Consider the following 18,296-nt stretch of genomic DNA (forward strand, 5'->3'; position numbering starts at 1 on the left):
ATTTTTAACGCAAAGAGCGCAAAGATTTTTTTTATAATTATTGAAAATATTTTAAGTCCTCAAAGTCCTTCGACTCCGCTCTGGATGACATCTTAAAAATTACTCTAATTCAACTTATTGACCTGATGATAAATATTAAGCGAGTTGCTGAGGATTTTGGTAAAACCTTTGACATCATCGCCACTCCAAGCGAGATTTTCTTCGCCGTAACTTCCAAATTTTGAAGACATTAAATCGTTATCAGACTCAATTCCGTTCAAAACAAAACGATATGGATGAAGCGTGATAAATACTTTTCCGTTCACTGTTTTCTGAGAATCTTGCAAAAATGATTCTATATTTCTCATCACCGGGTCTAGGAAAAGCGCTTCGTGAAGCCAGTTTCCGTACCAATCTGACAACTGTGATTTTATCGTCTGCTGGTATTTTGACAATGTATGTTTCTCCAACAAATGATGTGCTTTGATGATGATTGACGCAGCCGCAGCTTCAAAACCTACACGACCTTTTATCCCGACAATTGTATCTCCAACGTGGATATCTCGACCTATTCCGTAAGGTGAAGCCAGTTCTTCAATCTTCTGAATTGCGAAAACTGGATGCGAAAACGTCTCGCCATTAACGGAAAATAGTTCTCCATTTTTGAATTCGATTTCCAAATTAGAAGGCTCTGTTTTTCCAACTTGCGAAGGAAAAGCATCTTCCGGAAGTGAATATCGGGAAGTCAAAGTTTCTTTTCCGCCAACGGAAGTTCCCCAAAGTCCTTTATTAATAGAATATTTGGCTTTGTCAAAATCCATTTCGTAGTTGTGGTCTTTCAGGAATTGAATTTCGTCTTCACGCGATAAACTCAAATCACGAATTGGGGTTATGATTTCGATTTTCGGACACATTACGTTGAAAATCAAATCGAAACGAACCTGGTCATTTCCTGCGCCTGTACTTCCGTGTGCAATTGCATCAGCTCCGATTTCCAAAGCAGCTTCAGCAATCGTTTGCGCCTGAATCGTTCTTTCTGCACTGACTGACAATGGATAAGTGTTGTTTTTCAGAACATTACCGAAAATCAAATATTTGACACAATCGTTATAATATTTTTCTGAAGCATCAATAAACCTGTAAGAAGCTACGCCTAATTTTCCTGCTTTTTCCTTAAGCAAAACCTCATCATTTTTATCAAAACCACCTGTGTTGATTGTGACTGCATGAACTTCGTAGCCCAAAGTTTCGCTCAGATATTTTGCACAATACGACGTGTCCAAACCTCCGCTAAATGCCAAAACTACTTTCTTACTCATTGTCTTTATTTATAGATTCAAAATCTTTTTCTTTATTCATATTTACTTTTTCCGGGACGAAAAGCATTGCCGTGCAAAGGCAGTTTTTGCGCTCCTTCATCATCAGAATTTCATAATTCACGCAGTTTTTGCAACCGTTCCAAAATTGTTCATCCTGAGTGAGTTCTGAATAAATCACCGGTTTATAACCTAAACTGCTGTTTATCTTCATCACTGCCAATCCGGTTGTGAGTCCGAAAATCTTTGCATTTGGATATTTCAATCTGGAAAGTTCGAAGATTCTCTCTTTAATCAAAGTTGCTAATCCGGCGTTTCTGAATTGGGGGGAAACTATCAATCCGGAATTGGCGACATATTCTCCGTTTGTCCAGGTTTCTATATAACAGAAGCCTGCCCAGGTTCCATTTTCGTCTATTGCGATGATGGAATTCCCTTCCGAGATTTTTTTGCCCAGATATTCGGAGGAACGTTTTGCAATGCCTGTTCCTCTCTTTTTCGCAGAATCCTCCATTTCGTTTCGGATTTCTTCTACATATACCAAATGTTTCTCTGAGGAAACTTCTAATTTCATTGATATTATCTAATTAAGCCACAAATTTAAATACATTTATCTTTATTAACCAAATTAAAAAGATAATTTTATCTGTTAAATAATTTTTAACAACAATATTATCTTTAATAAAATATTAAATATTGCTAAATTATTATACATTTGCTAAAAAGGTATAGCTATGGAAAATCAATGTCCTAAATGCAACAATGATAAAGTTTCAAAGAGTGGAATTATCAAGGGAAAACAGAGGTTTTATTGCAAAAACTGCAACTATAATTTCACGGTAAAGAAATTAGGAAAACAGATTGATGATTACTATGTAACCAAAGCTTTACAACTTTACCTAGAAGGATTGAGCTATCGTGAAATCGAAAGAATCATCGGTGTTTCCCACGTCAGCATCAGTTCCTGGATTAAGAAATATAACATTACGCGACCGCCACATTCGGAGTTTCATCCGGTTTATAAAGTTTTGAAGCAAAATGAATTGATAGAATATATTTCGCAGGAAAATAATCTTGAGAATTCAGGATTAATTATTACACAATTTGCCGATAAGTATATGTTAATCAAATGGGAAAGGTTCAAGAAATAAATCATTAAAAGGACCGCCTATCATCTATCATTAATCAATTATAAATAAAACTATATTCTTTCCACTAATATATATTAAATTTTTACAAACAAAATATTAATAACAATTTGGCAATCACAAAATAAACACCAAATTCTTATTAATTAATGAAGAAAATTCTAACTTTTATAGTTTTAGTGCTTTTTAGCACTAGCCTATATTCGCAAGGATCGCCTGATTACGGAAATGGTTTAAAATTAAACCTCAATCCGGAAGGCGATAAGTATGTAAGATTTATTCTTTGGAACCAGATATGGTTGAGAAATACGGAAATGAATCCGGGAACGATGATTGCCGACGAAGCAACAAAAAATTCCTGGAATATCGGAAACCGACGACTGAGAGCGCTTGCCTATGCACAAATCACCAAAAGATATATGGTTTTGATGCACTTCGGAATTAATAATCAGACTTTTATCAACGGTGGCGGTTCAGGCTCAACAGGAACTGGCGGTTATGGAAACGGCAAAAAGCCACAGATGTTTTTTCACGATGCGTGGAATGAATATGCGGTAGTTTTGCCGGGAGAAGCGGGGAAATTCAGTTTGTCGATTGGAGCCGGACTTCATTATTATATGGGTCTTTCCAGAATGACGATGGCTTCTACATTAAATTTCCTGACTGTTGATTCGCCGATTTTCACCTGGCCTTTGATAGATAATTCTGACCAATTTGCCAGACAAATGGGAATGTTTGCCAAAGGGAAATATGGAAAATTTGAATATCGATTTAGTTTAAACAAACCATTCGCAACCAATCTTACACCAGTTGATGTAACAAATCCAGCAGCAAGAGTCGCAGTTGATAATAACGGAAACCCGGAATTCTCCAAAGCCGGATATGTAGAATATCAATTCCTTGACTCGGAATCTAACCTTTTACCTTTTAAAGTTGGCTCTTACCTTGGAACTAAAAGAGTTTTCAATCTCGGCGCCGGTTTTTATCATCAGAAAAACGGAACACGAACTTCTGTTAATTCACAAATTGAAAAACACGATATCGCACTTTACGCCATCGATGCATTCGCAGATTTGCCTTTAGGAAATGCGAAAAACAAAATGTCACTTTCGGCTTATGCAGGTTTCTACAATTACAACTTCGGACCAAATTATCTGAGAAATCTCGGAATAATGAATGTTGGTTCAAACGACCCGAATTTCATCGGCGATAAAGCAATTGCCGGTGCAGGAAATCTCCAGCCAATGATTGGAACAGGAAATATCTACTATCTGCAAGCCGGATTATTATTGCCAAGTAATGCCGAAAAACCAAAAATCAGAATCCAGCCTTTTGCAGCTTACACGAATAAAAACTTCAAAGCTTTGGAGAATTCTTCTTCGCAATTTGATGTTGGCGCCAACTGGTTTATTGATGGTCATCACGCGAAATTGACGACTCAATATTCAACAAGACCAACTTATACAAGTGCTTCTGCAGAACCGAAATCTAAGGGAGAATTTATCCTTCAATTCCAAATCTATCTATAACCGTTTAACATCAAATCTTAATATAAAATGAGCAATTCACATCACGAACAGTACGAAAACCTGAGCGATAAGCAGAAAAACCGCACCATTTGGAGCGTGATTATGGCTTCGTCACTCGGAACCCTTATCGAATGGTATGATTTCTATATCTTCGGAAGTTTGGCCGTTGTTTTAGCGACGAAATTTTTCCCAGCTGACAATCCGACAGCCGCCTTTTTATCAACATTAGCAACGTTTGCAGCGGGTTTTGTTGTAAGGCCTTTTGGTGCGTTATTCTTCGGAAGATTGGGCGATTTGATTGGGCGAAAATACACTTTCCTCGTAACGCTTCTGATTATGGGATTCTCGACATTCCTCATCGGATGTATCCCAAGTTATGAGACGATTGGCTTTATGGCACCTGTTTTAGTTTTAATCCTTAGACTTTTGCAAGGTTTAGCACTTGGTGGCGAATATGGCGGTGCAGCGACTTATGTTGCGGAATATGCACAACCTCACAGACGCGGTTACTGGACATCCTGGATCCAGACAACGGCGACTGCGGGATTATTTATTTCATTAATTGTAATCCTTATTACCAAATCATCACTTTCTGCGGAAGATTTTGATAATTGGGGCTGGAGAGTTCCGTTCTGGATCTCAATTTTGATGGTTGTGGTATCTTATTTCATCAGAAAGAATATGAAGGAATCGCCTCTTTTTGCAAAAGCTAAAAGCGAAGGAAAAACTTCTACCAATCCACTGAAAGAAAGTTTTGGAAACAAATTCAATTTCAAATTTGTTTTGCTGGCACTTTTCGGAGCAGCGATGGGACAAGGTGTGATTTGGTATACCGGGCAATTCTATGCGATGAGTTTTATGCAGAAAGTAATGACAATTGACACGACCCAAGTCGATACTTTGATGGCCATTGCACTTTTACTTGGAACACCATTCTTCGTATTCTTCGGTTGGTTGTCGGATAAAATCGGACGAAAAGCCGTGATGATGACCGGAATGCTCGTTGCGATTTTAGCTTACCGACCTATTTACAGCGCAATGTTCAATTCTGTGGATACAAAAACAAAAGAGATTTCAGCAAACGGAATTACTGAAAAAAGAACTTCAAAAGTTCACGCAAAAATCGCAACTGACAGTCTCGTAACTTTCCACAAAGAAATTGCTTACACAGACGGAACTTTATTCAAAAAAGACAGTATTGTACATTGGTCTGCAGCCGGTCCTGTGATGAAAGACGGAAAAGCTGAAGAACCAAAAGTAACCTCATCTGTCAAAATCAATGATGATACGAAATGGTATCTGGTCTTCCTTGTTTTCATTCAAGTCATCTTTGTGACTATGGTTTATGGTCCGATTGCGGCATTTCTCGTAGAGATGTTCCCAGTTAAGATTCGATATACATCGATGTCGCTTCCTTATCATATTGGTAATGGTATTTTCGGCGGACTTCTGCCTGCTGTTGCGACTTATCTTGTGACAAACGGAAAAGATGCGGGACACGCAGGCTGGTATCTGGAAGGACTCTGGTATCCGATTGGCGTTGCGGCGGTCTGTCTCGTGATTGGATTGTTCTATCTGAAAACGAAAAACAATAATATTCACGATTAATTCAAGAATTATTAATTAACTTTAAATCAAACAAAATGGACAGCATAAAAAAAATATTAGGTATCGTTTGGATATTATTGGCATTGGTCGTTCTGTATTTCGGACTGACGGTAATGGGAATTCCTAAACTGACATCGGGAAAACAGGAGGATTTGGTTTTCGGGATTATCATCGTATTCATCCTTTTGCCAATTGTTTGCGGTGGCTTGGGAATCTTCGGATACTATGCCTTGAGCGGAGAATATTCTGACGAGAAAATTTAAAACAACAATTAAATTATAATTTGATAATTGATGAATGACAATGTTTGTTCATCAATTATCTTTTATCGATTATCATTTATGAAAAAGCGACACGAACAGAAACTGATTATCCTGAGTTTTGGACTGATGATCTTGTTCAGTGCGCCAATTATTCTTTTATTCAATAGCGAAAGAGAGGTTTTCGGGTTGCCAATGCTGTACGTTTACATTTTCGGGGTTTGGCTTTTATCGGCAGTGGTATCTTTTATAATTTTCAAAAAATACGATGAGTAGCGTTTCCTTATTTGCGGTTGTCATTCTCTATCTCGCCCTTCTTTTTTTGGTCGCCCATCGTGCCGAGAAAAAGAAGAGTAAGATTTGGGTGAACAATCCGTACATCTACTCGCTTTCTCTGGCTGTCTATTGCACGGCCTGGACTTATTACGGAAGCATTGGCGTTGCCGTGAATGACGGTCTGGATTATCTCCCGATTTACATTGGTCCGATTATCATTATTCCGGCCTGGATTTATATTAATAAGAAAATCCTTAGAATCTCGAGAGTGAATAAAGTAAGCAGTATTGCAGATTTTATTTCATTGAGGTATGGAAACAGCCGTTCTTTTGGGGCGATTATCACATTGGTATGTATTTTTGGAATCATCCCCTATATAGGGTTGCAGATCAAAGCGATTTCCGAAAGCTTCCATTTGGTTACCAACACACCAATTTCTGAGAATATTTTTACTGACAATGCAACTTTTGTGGTGGTGCTTCTGGCTTTATTTTCCTCTTATTATGGAACGCGATATGTTGATGCGTCCGAGAAAAGATTGGGAATCATTTCCGCCGTTGCTTTGGAAAGTTTTCTGAAATTAATTTTCTTAATTGTTCTTGGTGTTTTTGTAACGTTTTTTGCTTTTGATGGCTTTTCTGATATTTATGCAAAGGCAAGTCTTCTACCGGATTTCAAAGAGAAAAATACGTTCAAAGGTTTGGAAGGAAGTTTTAACTGGATGATTCTTTGTCTGATTTCTGCTTCGGCGATTTTCCTTTTACCGAGACAATTCCACACCACGATTGTCGAAAACCGACAGGAGAAGCATTTGAAAACAGCGATTTGGTTTTTCCCGCTTTACTTACTGATATTCAATCTATTTGTATTTCCAATTGCCTGGGGCGGAAGAATTATTTTTGAAGGACAAACTGTGAATCCAGAGTTTTACTCGATTTTAATTCCACAACATTTCAATAATCAAATTATCACAGTTCTGGTTTTTCTTGGCGGATTGAGTTCTTCAATTTCAATGGTGATTATTTCGAGTATTACATTATCAATTATGTTGTCGAACAATCTCATTATTCCATACGGCTGGCTTGATAAACTGAACTCGCACAATGAAACAAAAAACACGAAAAGCATTGTCAACATTAGAAAAGTCAGCATTTTCATTCTGATAGTCACTTCGTTTGTCTTCTATAAATATTTCATTCTGAAAAACAGTTTATATTCGGTTGGATTGATTTCGTTTGTGATAATTTCTCAATTGGGTCCATCATTTTTCGGGGCGATATTTTGGAGAAGAGGCAGTTATAAAGGTGCAGTGATTGGATTGATTGGCGGTTTGGCCATTTGTTATTTTGGGTTGATCATTCCACAGTATTATTTCTCTTACAATCAGGAATTCAAAGAATTGGTGAGAGATATGTACAATTGGTTCAGCTTTTTCGACATTCCATATTTGAGTAGTATTTCCGAAGTTTTCTTTTGGTCAATTTTAATTAATATCAGCTTATTCGTTATTACTTCATTAAGTCAAAAAGGTGATTATCGGGAACGAAATTTTGCCGAAATTTATGTCGATATCGACCGATACATTCAGAATCACGAAAATGCATTTATCTGGCGTGGAAAAGCTTTTGTGTCTGATATTCGGAATATTCTTGTGAAATTCCTTGGCGAAAAGAAAACCGAACAGGCTATGCGGATTTTCAACCTCAAATATAATATAGACACCAGAACAGAAACCGCTGATGCGAGATTCATCAAATTTTCAGAAAACCTTTTATCAGGAAGAATCGGAACAGCTTCTGCAAAGATTTTGATTGAAGGCGTGACACACGAAGATAAAATCTCCTTGAAAGAAGTTTTAGAAATCCTCGAAGAATCGAAAGAAAATATTAGTCTTAATAAAAAACTTACTGAACAGAGCCGGGAACTGCGACAACTTTCCAACGAATTAAGTTTCGCTAATGAAAATCTCATCTTCAAAGACAAACAGAAAGATGATTTTCTGGATTCCGTCGCTCACGAACTCAGAACACCAATTACAGCAATTCGTTCTGCAGGCGAAATCCTGGCAGACGACGATGATATTCCTTTAGAAATAAAAAGAGAGTTTCTCAACAACATCATCACAGAATCTGACCGACTGAATGAAATCATTAATGACATTCTTTACCTAGACAAGTTGGAACACGGTGAAATCGCTTTGAATATAAATCAAAATAATATCACTGAAACTTATCAAAAAGCTTTGAATCCAATCAGTCATTTGATTCATCAGAAAAATATTCATTTGAGCGAAGTTGACCTTTTGACCAATCACATTTTTGAATATGACGAAGCCAGACTGATCCAGGTTTTTCAGAACATTCTAGGAAACGCCTTGAAGTTCACCGATGAACAGGGAACTATTCAGGCAAAGTTTCAGGAGAAGGATGATCAATTAATTATTAAAATATTCAATACCGGGAAACAAATTCCTGAGGATGATTTGAATTTAATTTTTGATAAATTCTATCAATCCCGAAATCAAAACCTGAGAAAACCTTCCGGCAGCGGTCTTGGATTGGCGATTTGTAAAAAGATAATGGAAGCACACAACGGAAGTATTGCTGCAGAAAATAATGAATTGGGCGTTACATTTACATTACAATTAATAAACACAAATTAGAAAAAACAATGAAAAAGATATTAATTGCAGATGACGAACACAAGATCCTGATGTCTCTGGAATACAGTTTCAGGAAGATAGGGTATGACGTTTTTATTGCCAGGGACGGAACTGAGGTTTTGGAATTACTGAAAACCATCACGCCGGATGTCATTCTCCTCGATATTATGATGCCAAATCTGGATGGTTACAGCACATTGGAGCAAATCAAAACGATGGAAGAATTAGCAGACACAAAAGTTATTTTCCTGAGTGCCAAAGCTAACCCAAAAGATATTGAGAAAGGCCTCAATCTGGGAGCTGACGCTTATGTAACAAAACCCTACTCTATTAAGAAATTGATTCAACAGATTGAGGAAATGCTTAGTTAAAGAGACAAAAAGAGAGAAGGTAAAGATTAGGAAAGGGCTTCCCTTCGTCAAGCTCAGGATGAACTTCACTTCAGCTTGACAAATTACATTAAAGAAACAATGATTTTAAGAATTAAAAATAGATAAACAATGAGAAATTATCACATTCAGAATTTACAGGATTATTTCAAAGAGTACAAAAAATCAATCAAGAATCCGAAGAAGTTTTGGGATAAAATTGCGGATGAGAATTTCGTCTGGTATCAGCGCTGGTCCAAGGTTGTGGATTATGATATGCAGGAAGCCAACATCAAATGGTTCAAAAATGCAAAACTTAATATCACAAAAAACTGCCTGGACAGACACCTTTCTGTGCGTGGAGATAAGACGGCAATCATCTGGGAACCGAATGACCCGAAGGAAGAAGCGCAACATATTTCTTACAACGAATTGTACATCAGAGTCAATAAAGTAGCGAATATCCTTCGTGAACTGGGAATAGAGAAAGGTGACAGAGTTTGCATCTACTTACCAATGATTCCGGAACTGGCGATTACAATGCTGGCCTGTGCTAAATTAGGCGCAGTACATTCGGTGATTTTTGCAGGATTCTCTTCTTCAGCGGTGGCATCGAGAGTGAATGACTGCGGGGCGAAGATGGTCATCACCTCAGACGGAAGTTACAGAGGAAACAAAGTTCTTGATCTGAAAAGTCTGGTAGATGAAGCATTAGAAAAAACACCAACGGTAGAAAACGTTTTGGTCGTGAAAAGAACCCACAACGATGTGAAGATGAAGGAAGGCCGTGACCATTGGATGGACGAATATTATGATAAAGCATCGGCGGATTTCGTGACTGTGATTATGGATGCAGAAGATCCGTTGTTCATACTTTACACTTCAGGCTCCACGGGGAAACCGAAAGGAATGCTACACACCTGCGCTGGTTACATGGTTTACACGGCTTATACATTCAAAAATGTTTTTAATTATAAAGAGAATGATATCTATTGGTGTACGGCGGATATCGGGTGGATTACGGGGCATTCTTATATTCTCTACGGTCCGCTTCTGAATGGCGCAACGACTGTGATCTTTGAAGGAGTTCCGACTTTCCCGGATGCCGGGCGATTCTGGGAAGTGATCGAGAAACATAAAGTGACTCAGTTTTACACAGCTCCAACAGCGATTCGTTCTTTGGCAAAGGAAAGTGTGGATTGGGTTTTGAAACATAATCTAGACTCGCTGAAAGTCATTGGCTCTGTGGGAGAACCTATTAATGATGAGGCCTGGCACTGGTACAATGACAATGTCGGGAAGAAAAAATGCCCGATCGTCGATACCTGGTGGCAAACCGAAACCGGAGGTATTATGATCTCGCCAATCCCATTCGTGACACCTACCAAACCAACTTATGCCACTCTTCCGTTGCCGGGAATTCAGCCGGTGTTGATGGATGAGAAGAGGAATGAAATCACCGGAAACCAGGTGGATGGGAATCTTTGCATCCGCTTTCCTTGGCCAGGGATTGCCAGAACGATCTGGGGCGATCATCAGCGGTATAAGGAAACTTACTTCTCGGCTTTCCCGGGGAAATATTTCACGGGAGATGGCGCTTTGAGGGATGAGGTCGGCTACTACAGGATCACAGGTCGTGTGGATGATGTGATCATCGTTTCCGGACACAATCTGGGAACGGCTCCTATCGAGGACAGCATCAATCAACATCCAGCGGTGGCGGAGTCTGCCATCGTAGGTTATCCGCACGATATCAAAGGGAATGCGCTCTACGGTTACGTGACATTGAAAGAAACTGGTGAAGTTCGAAATAAAGAAAACCTGGCGAAGGAGATCAATCAGCTGATATCTGAGCAGATCGGACCCATTGCGAAGCTGGATAAGATCCAATTTGTATCAGGGTTGCCGAAGACGAGATCCGGGAAGATTATGCGCCGGATCCTGAGAAAGATTGCCGAGGGCGACTTCAGCAGCTTTGGGGATATCTCGACCTTGCTGAATCCTGAGATTGTGGATGAAATCAAGAATGAAAGAGTTTAGGGCTGAGAAGTTAGAGCATTGGAGAGTTTGAGGATTTGAGGGTTTGAGAGTGAAATTCAATATTGTCTGGTTGAGGTGGAGTTTATCCTGAGCTTGACGAAGGAAGCCTTTTGTTATAAATCCTTCGAGAGCCTCAGGATGACATCTCTAATACTGTACGTTAAAATCCTTAAATATAATAACAAAAGCCATCCGGATTTGGGTGGCTTTTGTGTTATAATAAGGTTTCCTGATTTTACGCAAAAGTATGTGTAATGATTTTGGTTTTGCATTCTTTCATCGTTTGCGATTTTCAATATAAAATATTGAGTTTGTAAAACAAATACTCATTAATACAGATACCTTTTATGAATTATCACCCCTAAAGTAAAAGCGTGTTAATGGTATTGAATTTAATCTGATTATTGATTTAGATTATGTTAAATTAATAAATTAATTACCTGATTATCAGTATATTTTGTAGATTTGAATAAACTAAATTAACTAATCAATTGAAAATTATAAAATGAACAAACTATTATTAGCTTCAGGTCTTTCCATATTTTCTCTTAGCTATGCGCAGGATTGGAAATATATTTTTGAAAATAATACTGATACCTTTTACTATAAGCCTAATACAGAAAATACGGCCTGGATAAAAGTGATATCTGGAAAAACGGAATACTATCCAAAAACTTCTACCGGCTTAAAGGTAATTGATGGCTATGTATTAACCTTATGGAAATTTGACTGTGAAAATAAAAAAGCCGGCCTGATACAATGGAATGCCTACTCAAAAGAAGACAGTTTCTTAGTAAGTTTCCAACAGAATACATATTTGCTAGAAATGGTATATGCTATTCCGGATTCTTTAGAGCAAGGGTTTTTGGGTGTTTTTTGTAGCAATGAATACAAATAGTTAAGTTGGATTGATCACTTAATTTTTCTGAGCAATTTGACAGTCATCCGAAAAATACATTAAAAAAGCCATCCGGATTGGGTGGCTTTTGTCATTTTGACATATTGTTTTTGGAGGGCATTTCCGTTAGGTAGGTGTTACCTTTCCGTTACCTAAGTCTGTTTTTGGGTTCTATAGGATTTGGGTTTTTTGTGTCAGATTGTCAGGGTTGTCTGTGGCAGTGATTGTGATTTTATCTCCGGAAAGATCCGGATTTTTTTCGGTGGCGGTATAGATCCATTCTGCGCCATTTTCTATGGCTTCTCCTTCCTCTACAAGGCTGCCGTCTCCGTTTTCTATTTTTACAGTCACCATTTTTACAGCGAAATCATCAAGTGCTACGATTTTAATAATGTCTCCCGCTTTTCCGGTGTACGTCGAAACGTCTATAGAATCTATATCCGGTGCATTGAGAAGGTCTGCTACTGCTACATTGTGGGCAGTAATGCCTTTGGAGCGGTCTGCATGCGCCTGGTATTCTTCTTTAGTATCCGGATTGCTCAGGACGACTTTGGAATAGAGGATGGCTCTCTGGAATTTGCGTTTGTGTGCTTTCTGGTTTTCTGTGTCCTCTGTTGTTTTGTCGCGTGGCGCTCTGGACACTATGGTTTTGCCGTTTCTCTGACTGAAGACGATCAGGTCTCCTACTTTGCCGCTAAGGCCGTGCGTAATGATGTTGTTTTTACTTTCTGCCATTGTTTGTGCTTTTTAAAGGTTTAATATTTAATTTGAGTTTCGAAAATAAATATTTTATTCATATTAAATGTAATTTTTTGTGAATTATTTTTCTAAAATATATTATGTTAAATTGGGTTTTGGGGTTTATTGAGGATTATTGGTTGATATTATGTTAATGCATTAAATTAATCATCTGAATATCAGTCTATTTTGTATATTTGGATTAAACTAAAATTAATAACCAAATGAAAAAACTTTTATTAGCTCTTTCGCTTTCCCTATTTTCTTTTAGCTATTCTCAGGATTGGAAAACCATTTCACCAGGTGATGAGGAGGCTGTTTTTTACAAATATAATACCGACAATACCGGTTGGTTCAAAACGGTTTCGGAAAAAACAGAATATTATCCGAAGAACTCTAATGTTGCTAAAATTGTTAATGGCTATACACTAGCCCTCTTCAAATTTGATTGTGACAACAAAAAAATGGGCATATTACAAATGAATGTATATTCTAAAGAAGGAAAGCTTCTTGATCATTTCGAAGTGAATGAAATTATAGCCGATATGAGTTATGTTGTTCCAGAGACTATGGGAGAAAGATACTTTAATGAATTCTGTAATAAAGAGTAACTGTCACGGATTGGAAATCCTCGACATCGGGGTCAGTTTCTTTTCAATTCGATATTCACGCAATGATCTATAGTGATGAAGCTCGAACATTAGAATATGAACTTCACAAAGCCTTTTTTCATAAAATGGTTAATATGCTTAATTACAGAAAAGAATTCTTCAAAGTGACGTTGGAAGAAATTGAAGAAATGATCAAGCAGTTAGGATTTGAGGCAAAGTTTAAAAGACTTCCTGAAGCTATGGAATATAGAGAAACGCTTGCAATCATTGAAAAACTTAATGATACTGAAGCACCGAAAACTATTGAGGATTTGATTCTTGAAGAATTTCCGAGTAGTCTGAATTATTCTGATGAAGAATGAGAATGATATCACATTTTTGGTTTAAATTATTTATAACAATCTAAGTAACAACAACACATATATGGAGAAAACAACAAAAAAATTAGTAATAGCAACAAAAGGAATATTAGAAGTTTACTTCTGGGCTGTAGTAAGTTTGCTTGTCGGGGGAAGACCATTTTATTGGGGAATAATTAGACGTAAAATGTATTATGATGAATTCTTCATGGATTTTTATATTGAAATTGTATTTGCTATTTTAGTTTTTTTATTTCCATTTCTGTTTAATTTAATATATGCAGAGTTTCCTTTTGAATATTTTAGAAATAGAAAAAATCGATTTAGATCTGAAGAAATCTTTACAGAAACAAAAGATATAGAGATAGCCTTTGAGAAAAAAGAATTAACAAATAAAATACAAGAAACTTCAAAACAAAATGAAGTATATCTTGAAAAATTTTTATTCCAAAGTAAACAGATTGCAGATAAACTTTATTCTCGAGCTGGTGCATATCTTTTAATTGGTTGTTTAATTGCTTTCGCAGGTGTATTATTTTTCTATTTTCAGGCTGCAAATATTCATAATACTTTAACACCTATAATTAAAGATCTACCCACATCCAGAATGTTATTTGAATATTTACCTAGAATTGGTACACTTATTTTTGTAGAAGCAATAGCTTTTTTCTTTCTTAAACAATATCGTGTGACTATGAATGAATATCGATATTACGAAGCTATAAAACGCCAAAGAGAAAATCAATTGACTATTTTAAATTTTTTTGAAGATTATAAAGATACACCTGACCTTTTTGAAAAACTTATATCATCACTAGGTTTTGCAGACAACCCTAATAAACTTGAAAATGGAGACACAACAACAATAATTGAAAGTTCAAAAATAAATCCAAATGACTTTGAAATTCTTGATAAACTTAGTGAGTTTTTAAAGTTTTATAAAAAAGGAATTTAATATTCAAATAACAAAAATATGTCTGGACAAAATATCAGAAGATTTCAAGAATCAATAACTCAAGAATTAGAAGTTACCAAAAATAGAGTGCGAGATTTAATTGGCAATCGTCATTGGGGTGAAGAAGGACGATACAAAGAAGCTATTTTAAAGAACGTAATTAAAAATTTTCTACCTAGCAATATGTCTATAGGAACTGGATTTATAGTAGACTCCAGAAATCCAGACAATATAAGCAAACAGATTGATATTATTCTTTATGATAATACATATCCAGTCCTCTTTTCTGAGGGCGATTTTATTATTACAACATTAAAAAATGTTAAGGCATTGATAGAAGTAAAATCAAGGCTCAATCCCACCACTTTAAGAGATGTTATTGTGCAATTTGAAGAATCTGTGTCTATGCTTGATTTTAAAAGTAATTATCAATTTAGACTTGATGGAAGATATAAAAACTATAGAACTAAAATATTCTTGGGAGTCTTTGCTTTTGATTTTGACGGAAATGTTGAAAATACACACATAAAAAATTATTTATCTGATAGCGATGGTTTAGTAAATCATTTTTCGTTAGGAACTAATATATTCATTAAAAAATGGAAAAATATTGAGGGATTAAATTTACAACCCTTAATAGATTTGAAAAAAGATTTTTACAATATTTACGAAATTAATAATTTATCATTTTCATATTTCATTTCTAATTTAATGGATATTTCTACTGGAGGATTAAATGATAGAAATTGGTTTTCTTATCCTATTGAGGGCACTAAGGAACTTTTTAGAAAATCTACTATTGAAATTACTGGAAAATAATTACAATCACTAAATGTCCCGTACGCTGGCACAATAGTCACGCTCGTTCACAAATATAATTTGATAAGAGCCGGTGCCTTACAACAGTGATAGAAATTAGAATAAATTTAAGCGCCACCCAAAGCGGTTTTTATTGTACCACTCCAACGATAATTTCAGATCTTTAAGAATTAGACCATATCTGAAACTGTGGAAAATAAAGCAGGAAAACTTTAAGAAAAATAGTTATTTTAGTAGCGCAAAAAACTAATTTAATTATATAACTATGGAAAAGAATAATCCCATGACTTTTATAATGGGCATCGTCGCCATCATTGTTGGCGTGGCTTTGTACAAACAAATTGATTTCAAAGCAATGACTGTTGAGAAGCCTGCACTCGCAGCGGTGTATGCCATCACATTTTTGGTCGCCGTCTTTGTGCTCGTTAAGAATGCCCGGAAGAAAGCGGAGTGATTGCTTTTATTACAGTGAATATTTTATAAGCAAAATAGCAGGAATATGGAGATTATAACTGTTATGATTTTAATTTTCATAGGATTCACTTCCTGGATTTTTAAGCAATCTGTTTTTGAATTTAAGCGCAAGAAACGCCGTGACTATTACCGGAATGTTTATTTGAAATCTGAGGCGTGGCAGCGTAAACGATATGTCGTTTTGAAGAGAGATAATTGGCGTTGCGAATATTGTGGCGCAAAAGCAACTCAGGTACATCATACTAGATATGCTTATAATATTGGAAGGGAACCCATTGATTGGCTTGTCTCGGTCTGTAACTCCTGCCACGAAGAATTGCACAATTAAACTAAAAAAATAAACACCTATGATCCTAAAATTCAAAACCAAAACCACGAAAATAGTTGTAAGCCTGTTGCTTATTGCCACCGTTTTGATTTCAGGGTTTGTGTTTTATCAGAAAAAAGTGCGCTATAATCTGGTGACCATTTCGGAAAACAAAGTCTATAATTCGGGAGCAATACCACCGGACAAACTGCGCGAGGTTCTGGATGATCATCACATAAAATCCGTGATTGACCTGCGCGACGGGGCTGAGCAAACGGAACTGAACCCCGAAACCAAAAAACAGGTGAATGCGGAAGAAAATGCAATAGATCAGATCGCGGGCGTTAATTATTACAATCTTCCTACCGACCAGATCCCACAAGACAGTACCGTAAAAAAGTTTTTGAAAATTATGGATAATCCGCAAAATTATCCCGTCCTGATCCATTGTCACCACGGCGTCGGACGTTCGCGGTTATTCAGTTCCATTTACAGAATCGAGTACGAAAACTTCAGCAATGAAAAAGCCAGGGAAAATGCCCGTTTCTTCTGGGAACTAAGCAATAACTTTTCAAAGAGTTCTGATAAAGGCGTTTACCTTATCAATTATAAAAAGAGAATCAGAGAATAATAAGACTTTAAAATCACCCGGCACTATCAGCATTATATCTTTTCATAATGACCGATTGCAGGCGTTCCTCATTCTCATCACCCCAATTTCCTAAAACTGAAATCACCGGAATGAGTGTCTTTCCAAAATCGGTTAGACTGTACTCTACTTTTGGCGGCACAACAGGATAAATGACCTTTGAAACCAGCTCGTGGTCTTCCAGTTCCTTCAGCTGAATATTCAGGACCCGTCTTGTTGCATCGGGAATCTTGCGCTGAAGTTCGCTGGGGCGTTTATGTCCTTCATTAATAAACCAAAGCAAGCGGATTTTCCACTTGCCATAGAGCACTTCGCCGATCAGGTCGAGGCCGCAGTTCAGGTTTGGTAAAATCTTTCTCTCATACATAAAAGCAAATTTAAACCTATGTTCCAAATTGTACAATAGGGGAAAAATTAATCCCTATCCGAATCGTATTTCCGTAATTGTGCAATGTTGAAGTATGTCAGAAATTTGTACAAAAATAAAACAATGGGACAAGATTTTAATTTCAATAATGAACTATCAGGCAAAATCGCCTTGGTAACAGGCGGGACAAAAGGAGCAGGAAAAGCGATTTCAGAAAGACTTCTAAATGCAGGCGCAACAGTTATCATTACTGCACGAAACGCACCCGAAAAAGGAAACAGTAATCTGCATTTCATTTCTTCCGATCTAAGCAAGGCAGAAGATGCACAAAAAGTGATCAGCGAGGTACTTTCGATTTACGGCAGATTGGACATTTTAGTTAATAACTTAGGCTCTTCGGTTACTCCTGCCGGTGGTTTTGCTGTATTAAGCGATGAAGATTGGGAATCCACTTTTCAAGCTAATTTGCTCGCTCCTGTACGACTGGACAGAGGTTTTTTGCCCCAGATGATTGAAAGAAAAAGTGGAGTCATTATTCACATAGCTTCTATTCAGGGTAAACTACCACTCTACGACTCTACTTTGCCATATGCAAGTGCAAAAGCAGCATTGATCAATTACAGTAAAAGTCTATCAAACGAAGTGACACCAAAAGGCGTTCGTGTACTCACCGTTTCGCCGGGATGGATCAACACCACGGCATCTAAAGCCTGGCTGGGCGAGATTGCAAGAAATGCGAACAGTACTGTAGAAGAAGCGCAACAAAGTGTCATGGATGCCTTGGGTGGAATCCCTTTTGGAAGACCTGCCGAGTCAGAAGAAGTAGCAGAATTAGTTGGTTTTTTGGTTTCACCAAGAGCTAATTATTTAACAGGAACCAATTTTGTGATCGATGGCGGCACAGTGCCAACAGTTTAATAATCTTAAAAATTT

The 18,296-nt window shown here is 37.0% G+C and carries 20 protein-coding genes and 1 pseudogene; 17 read left to right on the top strand and 4 right to left on the bottom strand.

Annotated features, from left to right (window positions below; all coding sequences use genetic code 11):
- Positions 1–104: 104 nt before the first annotated feature.
- Complete coding sequence (locus ACFJGY_RS13775) at positions 105–1,298, bottom strand: argininosuccinate synthase (RefSeq protein ID WP_379964875.1); 1,194 nt, start codon at positions 1,296–1,298, stop codon at positions 105–107.
- Positions 1,291–1,869, bottom strand: a complete 579-nt coding sequence (locus tag ACFJGY_RS13780) for a GNAT family N-acetyltransferase (protein ID WP_379964877.1) — start codon at positions 1,867–1,869, stop codon at positions 1,291–1,293. Before ACFJGY_RS13780 ends, ACFJGY_RS13775 begins: the two co-directional genes overlap by 8 nt.
- A gap of 160 nt (positions 1,870–2,029) precedes the next feature.
- On the opposite strand from ACFJGY_RS13780, the gene ACFJGY_RS13785 reads away from it, so the two are divergent.
- The 9 genes from ACFJGY_RS13785 (at position 2,030) to ACFJGY_RS13825 (ending at position 12,084) form a co-directional block, all read left to right on the top strand.
- Complete coding sequence (locus ACFJGY_RS13785; protein WP_379964879.1) at positions 2,030–2,446, top strand: helix-turn-helix domain-containing protein; 417 nt, start codon at positions 2,030–2,032, stop codon at positions 2,444–2,446.
- A gap of 146 nt (positions 2,447–2,592) precedes the next feature.
- Positions 2,593–3,972, top strand: a complete 1,380-nt coding sequence (locus tag ACFJGY_RS13790; RefSeq protein ID WP_379964881.1) for a porin — start codon at positions 2,593–2,595, stop codon at positions 3,970–3,972.
- A 27-nt stretch (positions 3,973–3,999) separates the two neighbouring features.
- Positions 4,000–5,580, top strand: a complete 1,581-nt coding sequence (locus ACFJGY_RS13795; protein ID WP_379964883.1) for an MFS transporter — start codon at positions 4,000–4,002, stop codon at positions 5,578–5,580.
- A 35-nt stretch (positions 5,581–5,615) separates the two neighbouring features.
- The gene (locus ACFJGY_RS13800) at positions 5,616–5,843 is read left to right on the top strand and encodes a DUF6814 family protein (protein WP_063969357.1); all 228 of its coding nucleotides are present in this window, start codon (positions 5,616–5,618) and stop codon (positions 5,841–5,843) included.
- A 78-nt stretch (positions 5,844–5,921) separates the two neighbouring features.
- Entirely contained in the window at positions 5,922–6,116 is a 195-nt protein-coding gene (locus ACFJGY_RS13805; protein ID WP_379964885.1) for a hypothetical protein, read from the top strand.
- On the top strand, positions 6,109–8,778 hold the full coding sequence (locus ACFJGY_RS13810) for an ATP-binding protein (RefSeq protein ID WP_379964887.1): 2,670 nt from the start codon (positions 6,109–6,111) through the stop codon (positions 8,776–8,778). The genes ACFJGY_RS13805 and ACFJGY_RS13810 overlap by 8 nt, the downstream gene beginning before the upstream one ends.
- 8 nt (positions 8,779–8,786) lie before the next feature.
- On the top strand, positions 8,787–9,149 hold the full coding sequence (locus ACFJGY_RS13815; protein WP_379964889.1) for a response regulator transcription factor: 363 nt from the start codon (positions 8,787–8,789) through the stop codon (positions 9,147–9,149).
- Positions 9,150–9,278: 129 nt separating this feature from the next.
- Positions 9,279–11,186 carry an acetate--CoA ligase gene (gene acs / locus ACFJGY_RS13820; protein WP_379964891.1) on the top strand — a complete coding sequence of 636 codons (1,908 nt, stop codon included), beginning with the start codon at positions 9,279–9,281 and terminating at the stop codon, positions 11,184–11,186.
- A gap of 505 nt (positions 11,187–11,691) precedes the next feature.
- Positions 11,692–12,084 (top strand): hypothetical protein, encoded by a 393-nt coding sequence (locus tag ACFJGY_RS13825; RefSeq protein ID WP_379964893.1) that lies wholly within the window; start codon positions 11,692–11,694, stop codon positions 12,082–12,084.
- A 171-nt stretch (positions 12,085–12,255) separates the two neighbouring features.
- Here the strand turns inward: ACFJGY_RS13825 and ACFJGY_RS13830 are convergent, their stop codons facing one another.
- Positions 12,256–12,819 (bottom strand): hypothetical protein, encoded by a 564-nt coding sequence (locus tag ACFJGY_RS13830; RefSeq protein ID WP_379964895.1) that lies wholly within the window; start codon positions 12,817–12,819, stop codon positions 12,256–12,258.
- Positions 12,820–13,046: 227 nt separating this feature from the next.
- On the opposite strand from ACFJGY_RS13830, the gene ACFJGY_RS13835 reads away from it, so the two are divergent.
- The 7 genes and pseudogenes from ACFJGY_RS13835 (at position 13,047) to ACFJGY_RS13865 (ending at position 16,978) form a co-directional block, all read left to right on the top strand.
- Positions 13,047–13,433 carry a hypothetical protein gene (locus ACFJGY_RS13835; protein WP_379964897.1) on the top strand — a complete coding sequence of 129 codons (387 nt, stop codon included), beginning with the start codon at positions 13,047–13,049 and terminating at the stop codon, positions 13,431–13,433.
- A 20-nt stretch (positions 13,434–13,453) separates the two neighbouring features.
- Positions 13,454–13,795, top strand: a pseudogene (locus ACFJGY_RS13840) (GIY-YIG nuclease family protein); the annotation flags it as partial.
- A 61-nt stretch (positions 13,796–13,856) separates the two neighbouring features.
- On the top strand, positions 13,857–14,747 hold the full coding sequence (locus ACFJGY_RS13845) for a hypothetical protein (protein WP_379964899.1): 891 nt from the start codon (positions 13,857–13,859) through the stop codon (positions 14,745–14,747).
- Positions 14,748–14,765: 18 nt separating this feature from the next.
- Positions 14,766–15,566: a DUF6602 domain-containing protein gene (locus ACFJGY_RS13850; RefSeq protein WP_379964901.1), complete on the top strand. Its 801-nt coding sequence runs from the start codon at positions 14,766–14,768 to the stop codon at positions 15,564–15,566.
- Positions 15,567–15,831: 265 nt separating this feature from the next.
- Positions 15,832–16,020 carry a hypothetical protein gene (locus ACFJGY_RS13855; protein WP_379964903.1) on the top strand — a complete coding sequence of 63 codons (189 nt, stop codon included), beginning with the start codon at positions 15,832–15,834 and terminating at the stop codon, positions 16,018–16,020.
- Positions 16,021–16,083: 63 nt separating this feature from the next.
- The gene (locus ACFJGY_RS13860) at positions 16,084–16,368 is read left to right on the top strand and encodes an HNH endonuclease (RefSeq protein ID WP_379970191.1); all 285 of its coding nucleotides are present in this window, start codon (positions 16,084–16,086) and stop codon (positions 16,366–16,368) included.
- Between the two features lie 19 nt (positions 16,369–16,387).
- Positions 16,388–16,978 (top strand): dual specificity protein phosphatase family protein, encoded by a 591-nt coding sequence (locus ACFJGY_RS13865; RefSeq protein ID WP_379964905.1) that lies wholly within the window; start codon positions 16,388–16,390, stop codon positions 16,976–16,978.
- A gap of 13 nt (positions 16,979–16,991) precedes the next feature.
- Here the strand turns inward: ACFJGY_RS13865 and ACFJGY_RS13870 are convergent, their stop codons facing one another.
- Positions 16,992–17,363 (bottom strand): winged helix-turn-helix transcriptional regulator, encoded by a 372-nt coding sequence (locus ACFJGY_RS13870; RefSeq protein WP_379964907.1) that lies wholly within the window; start codon positions 17,361–17,363, stop codon positions 16,992–16,994.
- 123 nt (positions 17,364–17,486) lie between these two features.
- On the opposite strand from ACFJGY_RS13870, the gene ACFJGY_RS13875 reads away from it, so the two are divergent.
- Positions 17,487–18,281: an SDR family oxidoreductase gene (locus ACFJGY_RS13875; protein ID WP_379964909.1), complete on the top strand. Its 795-nt coding sequence runs from the start codon at positions 17,487–17,489 to the stop codon at positions 18,279–18,281.
- Positions 18,282–18,296 lie beyond the last annotated feature (15 nt).

This window comes from Epilithonimonas sp. UC225_85 (assembly GCF_042695135.1).
In the GTDB taxonomy this organism is placed as follows: domain Bacteria; phylum Bacteroidota; class Bacteroidia; order Flavobacteriales; family Weeksellaceae; genus Epilithonimonas.

Coding starts and splice junctions, on each gene's coding strand:
- ACFJGY_RS13810 (WP_379964887.1), top strand. CDS start 6,109: ATGAGTAGCGTTTCCTTATTTGCGGTTGTCATTCTCTATCTCGCCCTT.
- ACFJGY_RS13860 (WP_379970191.1), top strand. CDS start 16,084: ATGATTTTAATTTTCATAGGATTCACTTCCTGGATTTTTAAGCAATCT.
- ACFJGY_RS13825 (WP_379964893.1), top strand. CDS start 11,692: ATGAACAAACTATTATTAGCTTCAGGTCTTTCCATATTTTCTCTTAGC.
- ACFJGY_RS13835 (WP_379964897.1), top strand. CDS start 13,047: ATGAAAAAACTTTTATTAGCTCTTTCGCTTTCCCTATTTTCTTTTAGC.
- ACFJGY_RS13875 (WP_379964909.1), top strand. CDS start 17,487: ATGGGACAAGATTTTAATTTCAATAATGAACTATCAGGCAAAATCGCC.
- acs (WP_379964891.1), top strand. CDS start 9,279: ATGAGAAATTATCACATTCAGAATTTACAGGATTATTTCAAAGAGTAC.
- ACFJGY_RS13775 (WP_379964875.1), bottom strand. CDS start 1,298: ATGAGTAAGAAAGTAGTTTTGGCATTTAGCGGAGGTTTGGACACGTCG.
- ACFJGY_RS13800 (WP_063969357.1), top strand. CDS start 5,616: ATGGACAGCATAAAAAAAATATTAGGTATCGTTTGGATATTATTGGCA.
- ACFJGY_RS13780 (WP_379964877.1), bottom strand. CDS start 1,869: ATGAAATTAGAAGTTTCCTCAGAGAAACATTTGGTATATGTAGAAGAA.
- ACFJGY_RS13815 (WP_379964889.1), top strand. CDS start 8,787: ATGAAAAAGATATTAATTGCAGATGACGAACACAAGATCCTGATGTCT.
- ACFJGY_RS13830 (WP_379964895.1), bottom strand. CDS start 12,819: ATGGCAGAAAGTAAAAACAACATCATTACGCACGGCCTTAGCGGCAAA.
- ACFJGY_RS13795 (WP_379964883.1), top strand. CDS start 4,000: ATGAGCAATTCACATCACGAACAGTACGAAAACCTGAGCGATAAGCAG.
- ACFJGY_RS13865 (WP_379964905.1), top strand. CDS start 16,388: ATGATCCTAAAATTCAAAACCAAAACCACGAAAATAGTTGTAAGCCTG.
- ACFJGY_RS13870 (WP_379964907.1), bottom strand. CDS start 17,363: ATGTATGAGAGAAAGATTTTACCAAACCTGAACTGCGGCCTCGACCTG.
- ACFJGY_RS13845 (WP_379964899.1), top strand. CDS start 13,857: ATGGAGAAAACAACAAAAAAATTAGTAATAGCAACAAAAGGAATATTA.
- ACFJGY_RS13805 (WP_379964885.1), top strand. CDS start 5,922: ATGAAAAAGCGACACGAACAGAAACTGATTATCCTGAGTTTTGGACTG.
- ACFJGY_RS13785 (WP_379964879.1), top strand. CDS start 2,030: ATGGAAAATCAATGTCCTAAATGCAACAATGATAAAGTTTCAAAGAGT.
- ACFJGY_RS13850 (WP_379964901.1), top strand. CDS start 14,766: ATGTCTGGACAAAATATCAGAAGATTTCAAGAATCAATAACTCAAGAA.
- ACFJGY_RS13790 (WP_379964881.1), top strand. CDS start 2,593: ATGAAGAAAATTCTAACTTTTATAGTTTTAGTGCTTTTTAGCACTAGC.
- ACFJGY_RS13855 (WP_379964903.1), top strand. CDS start 15,832: ATGGAAAAGAATAATCCCATGACTTTTATAATGGGCATCGTCGCCATC.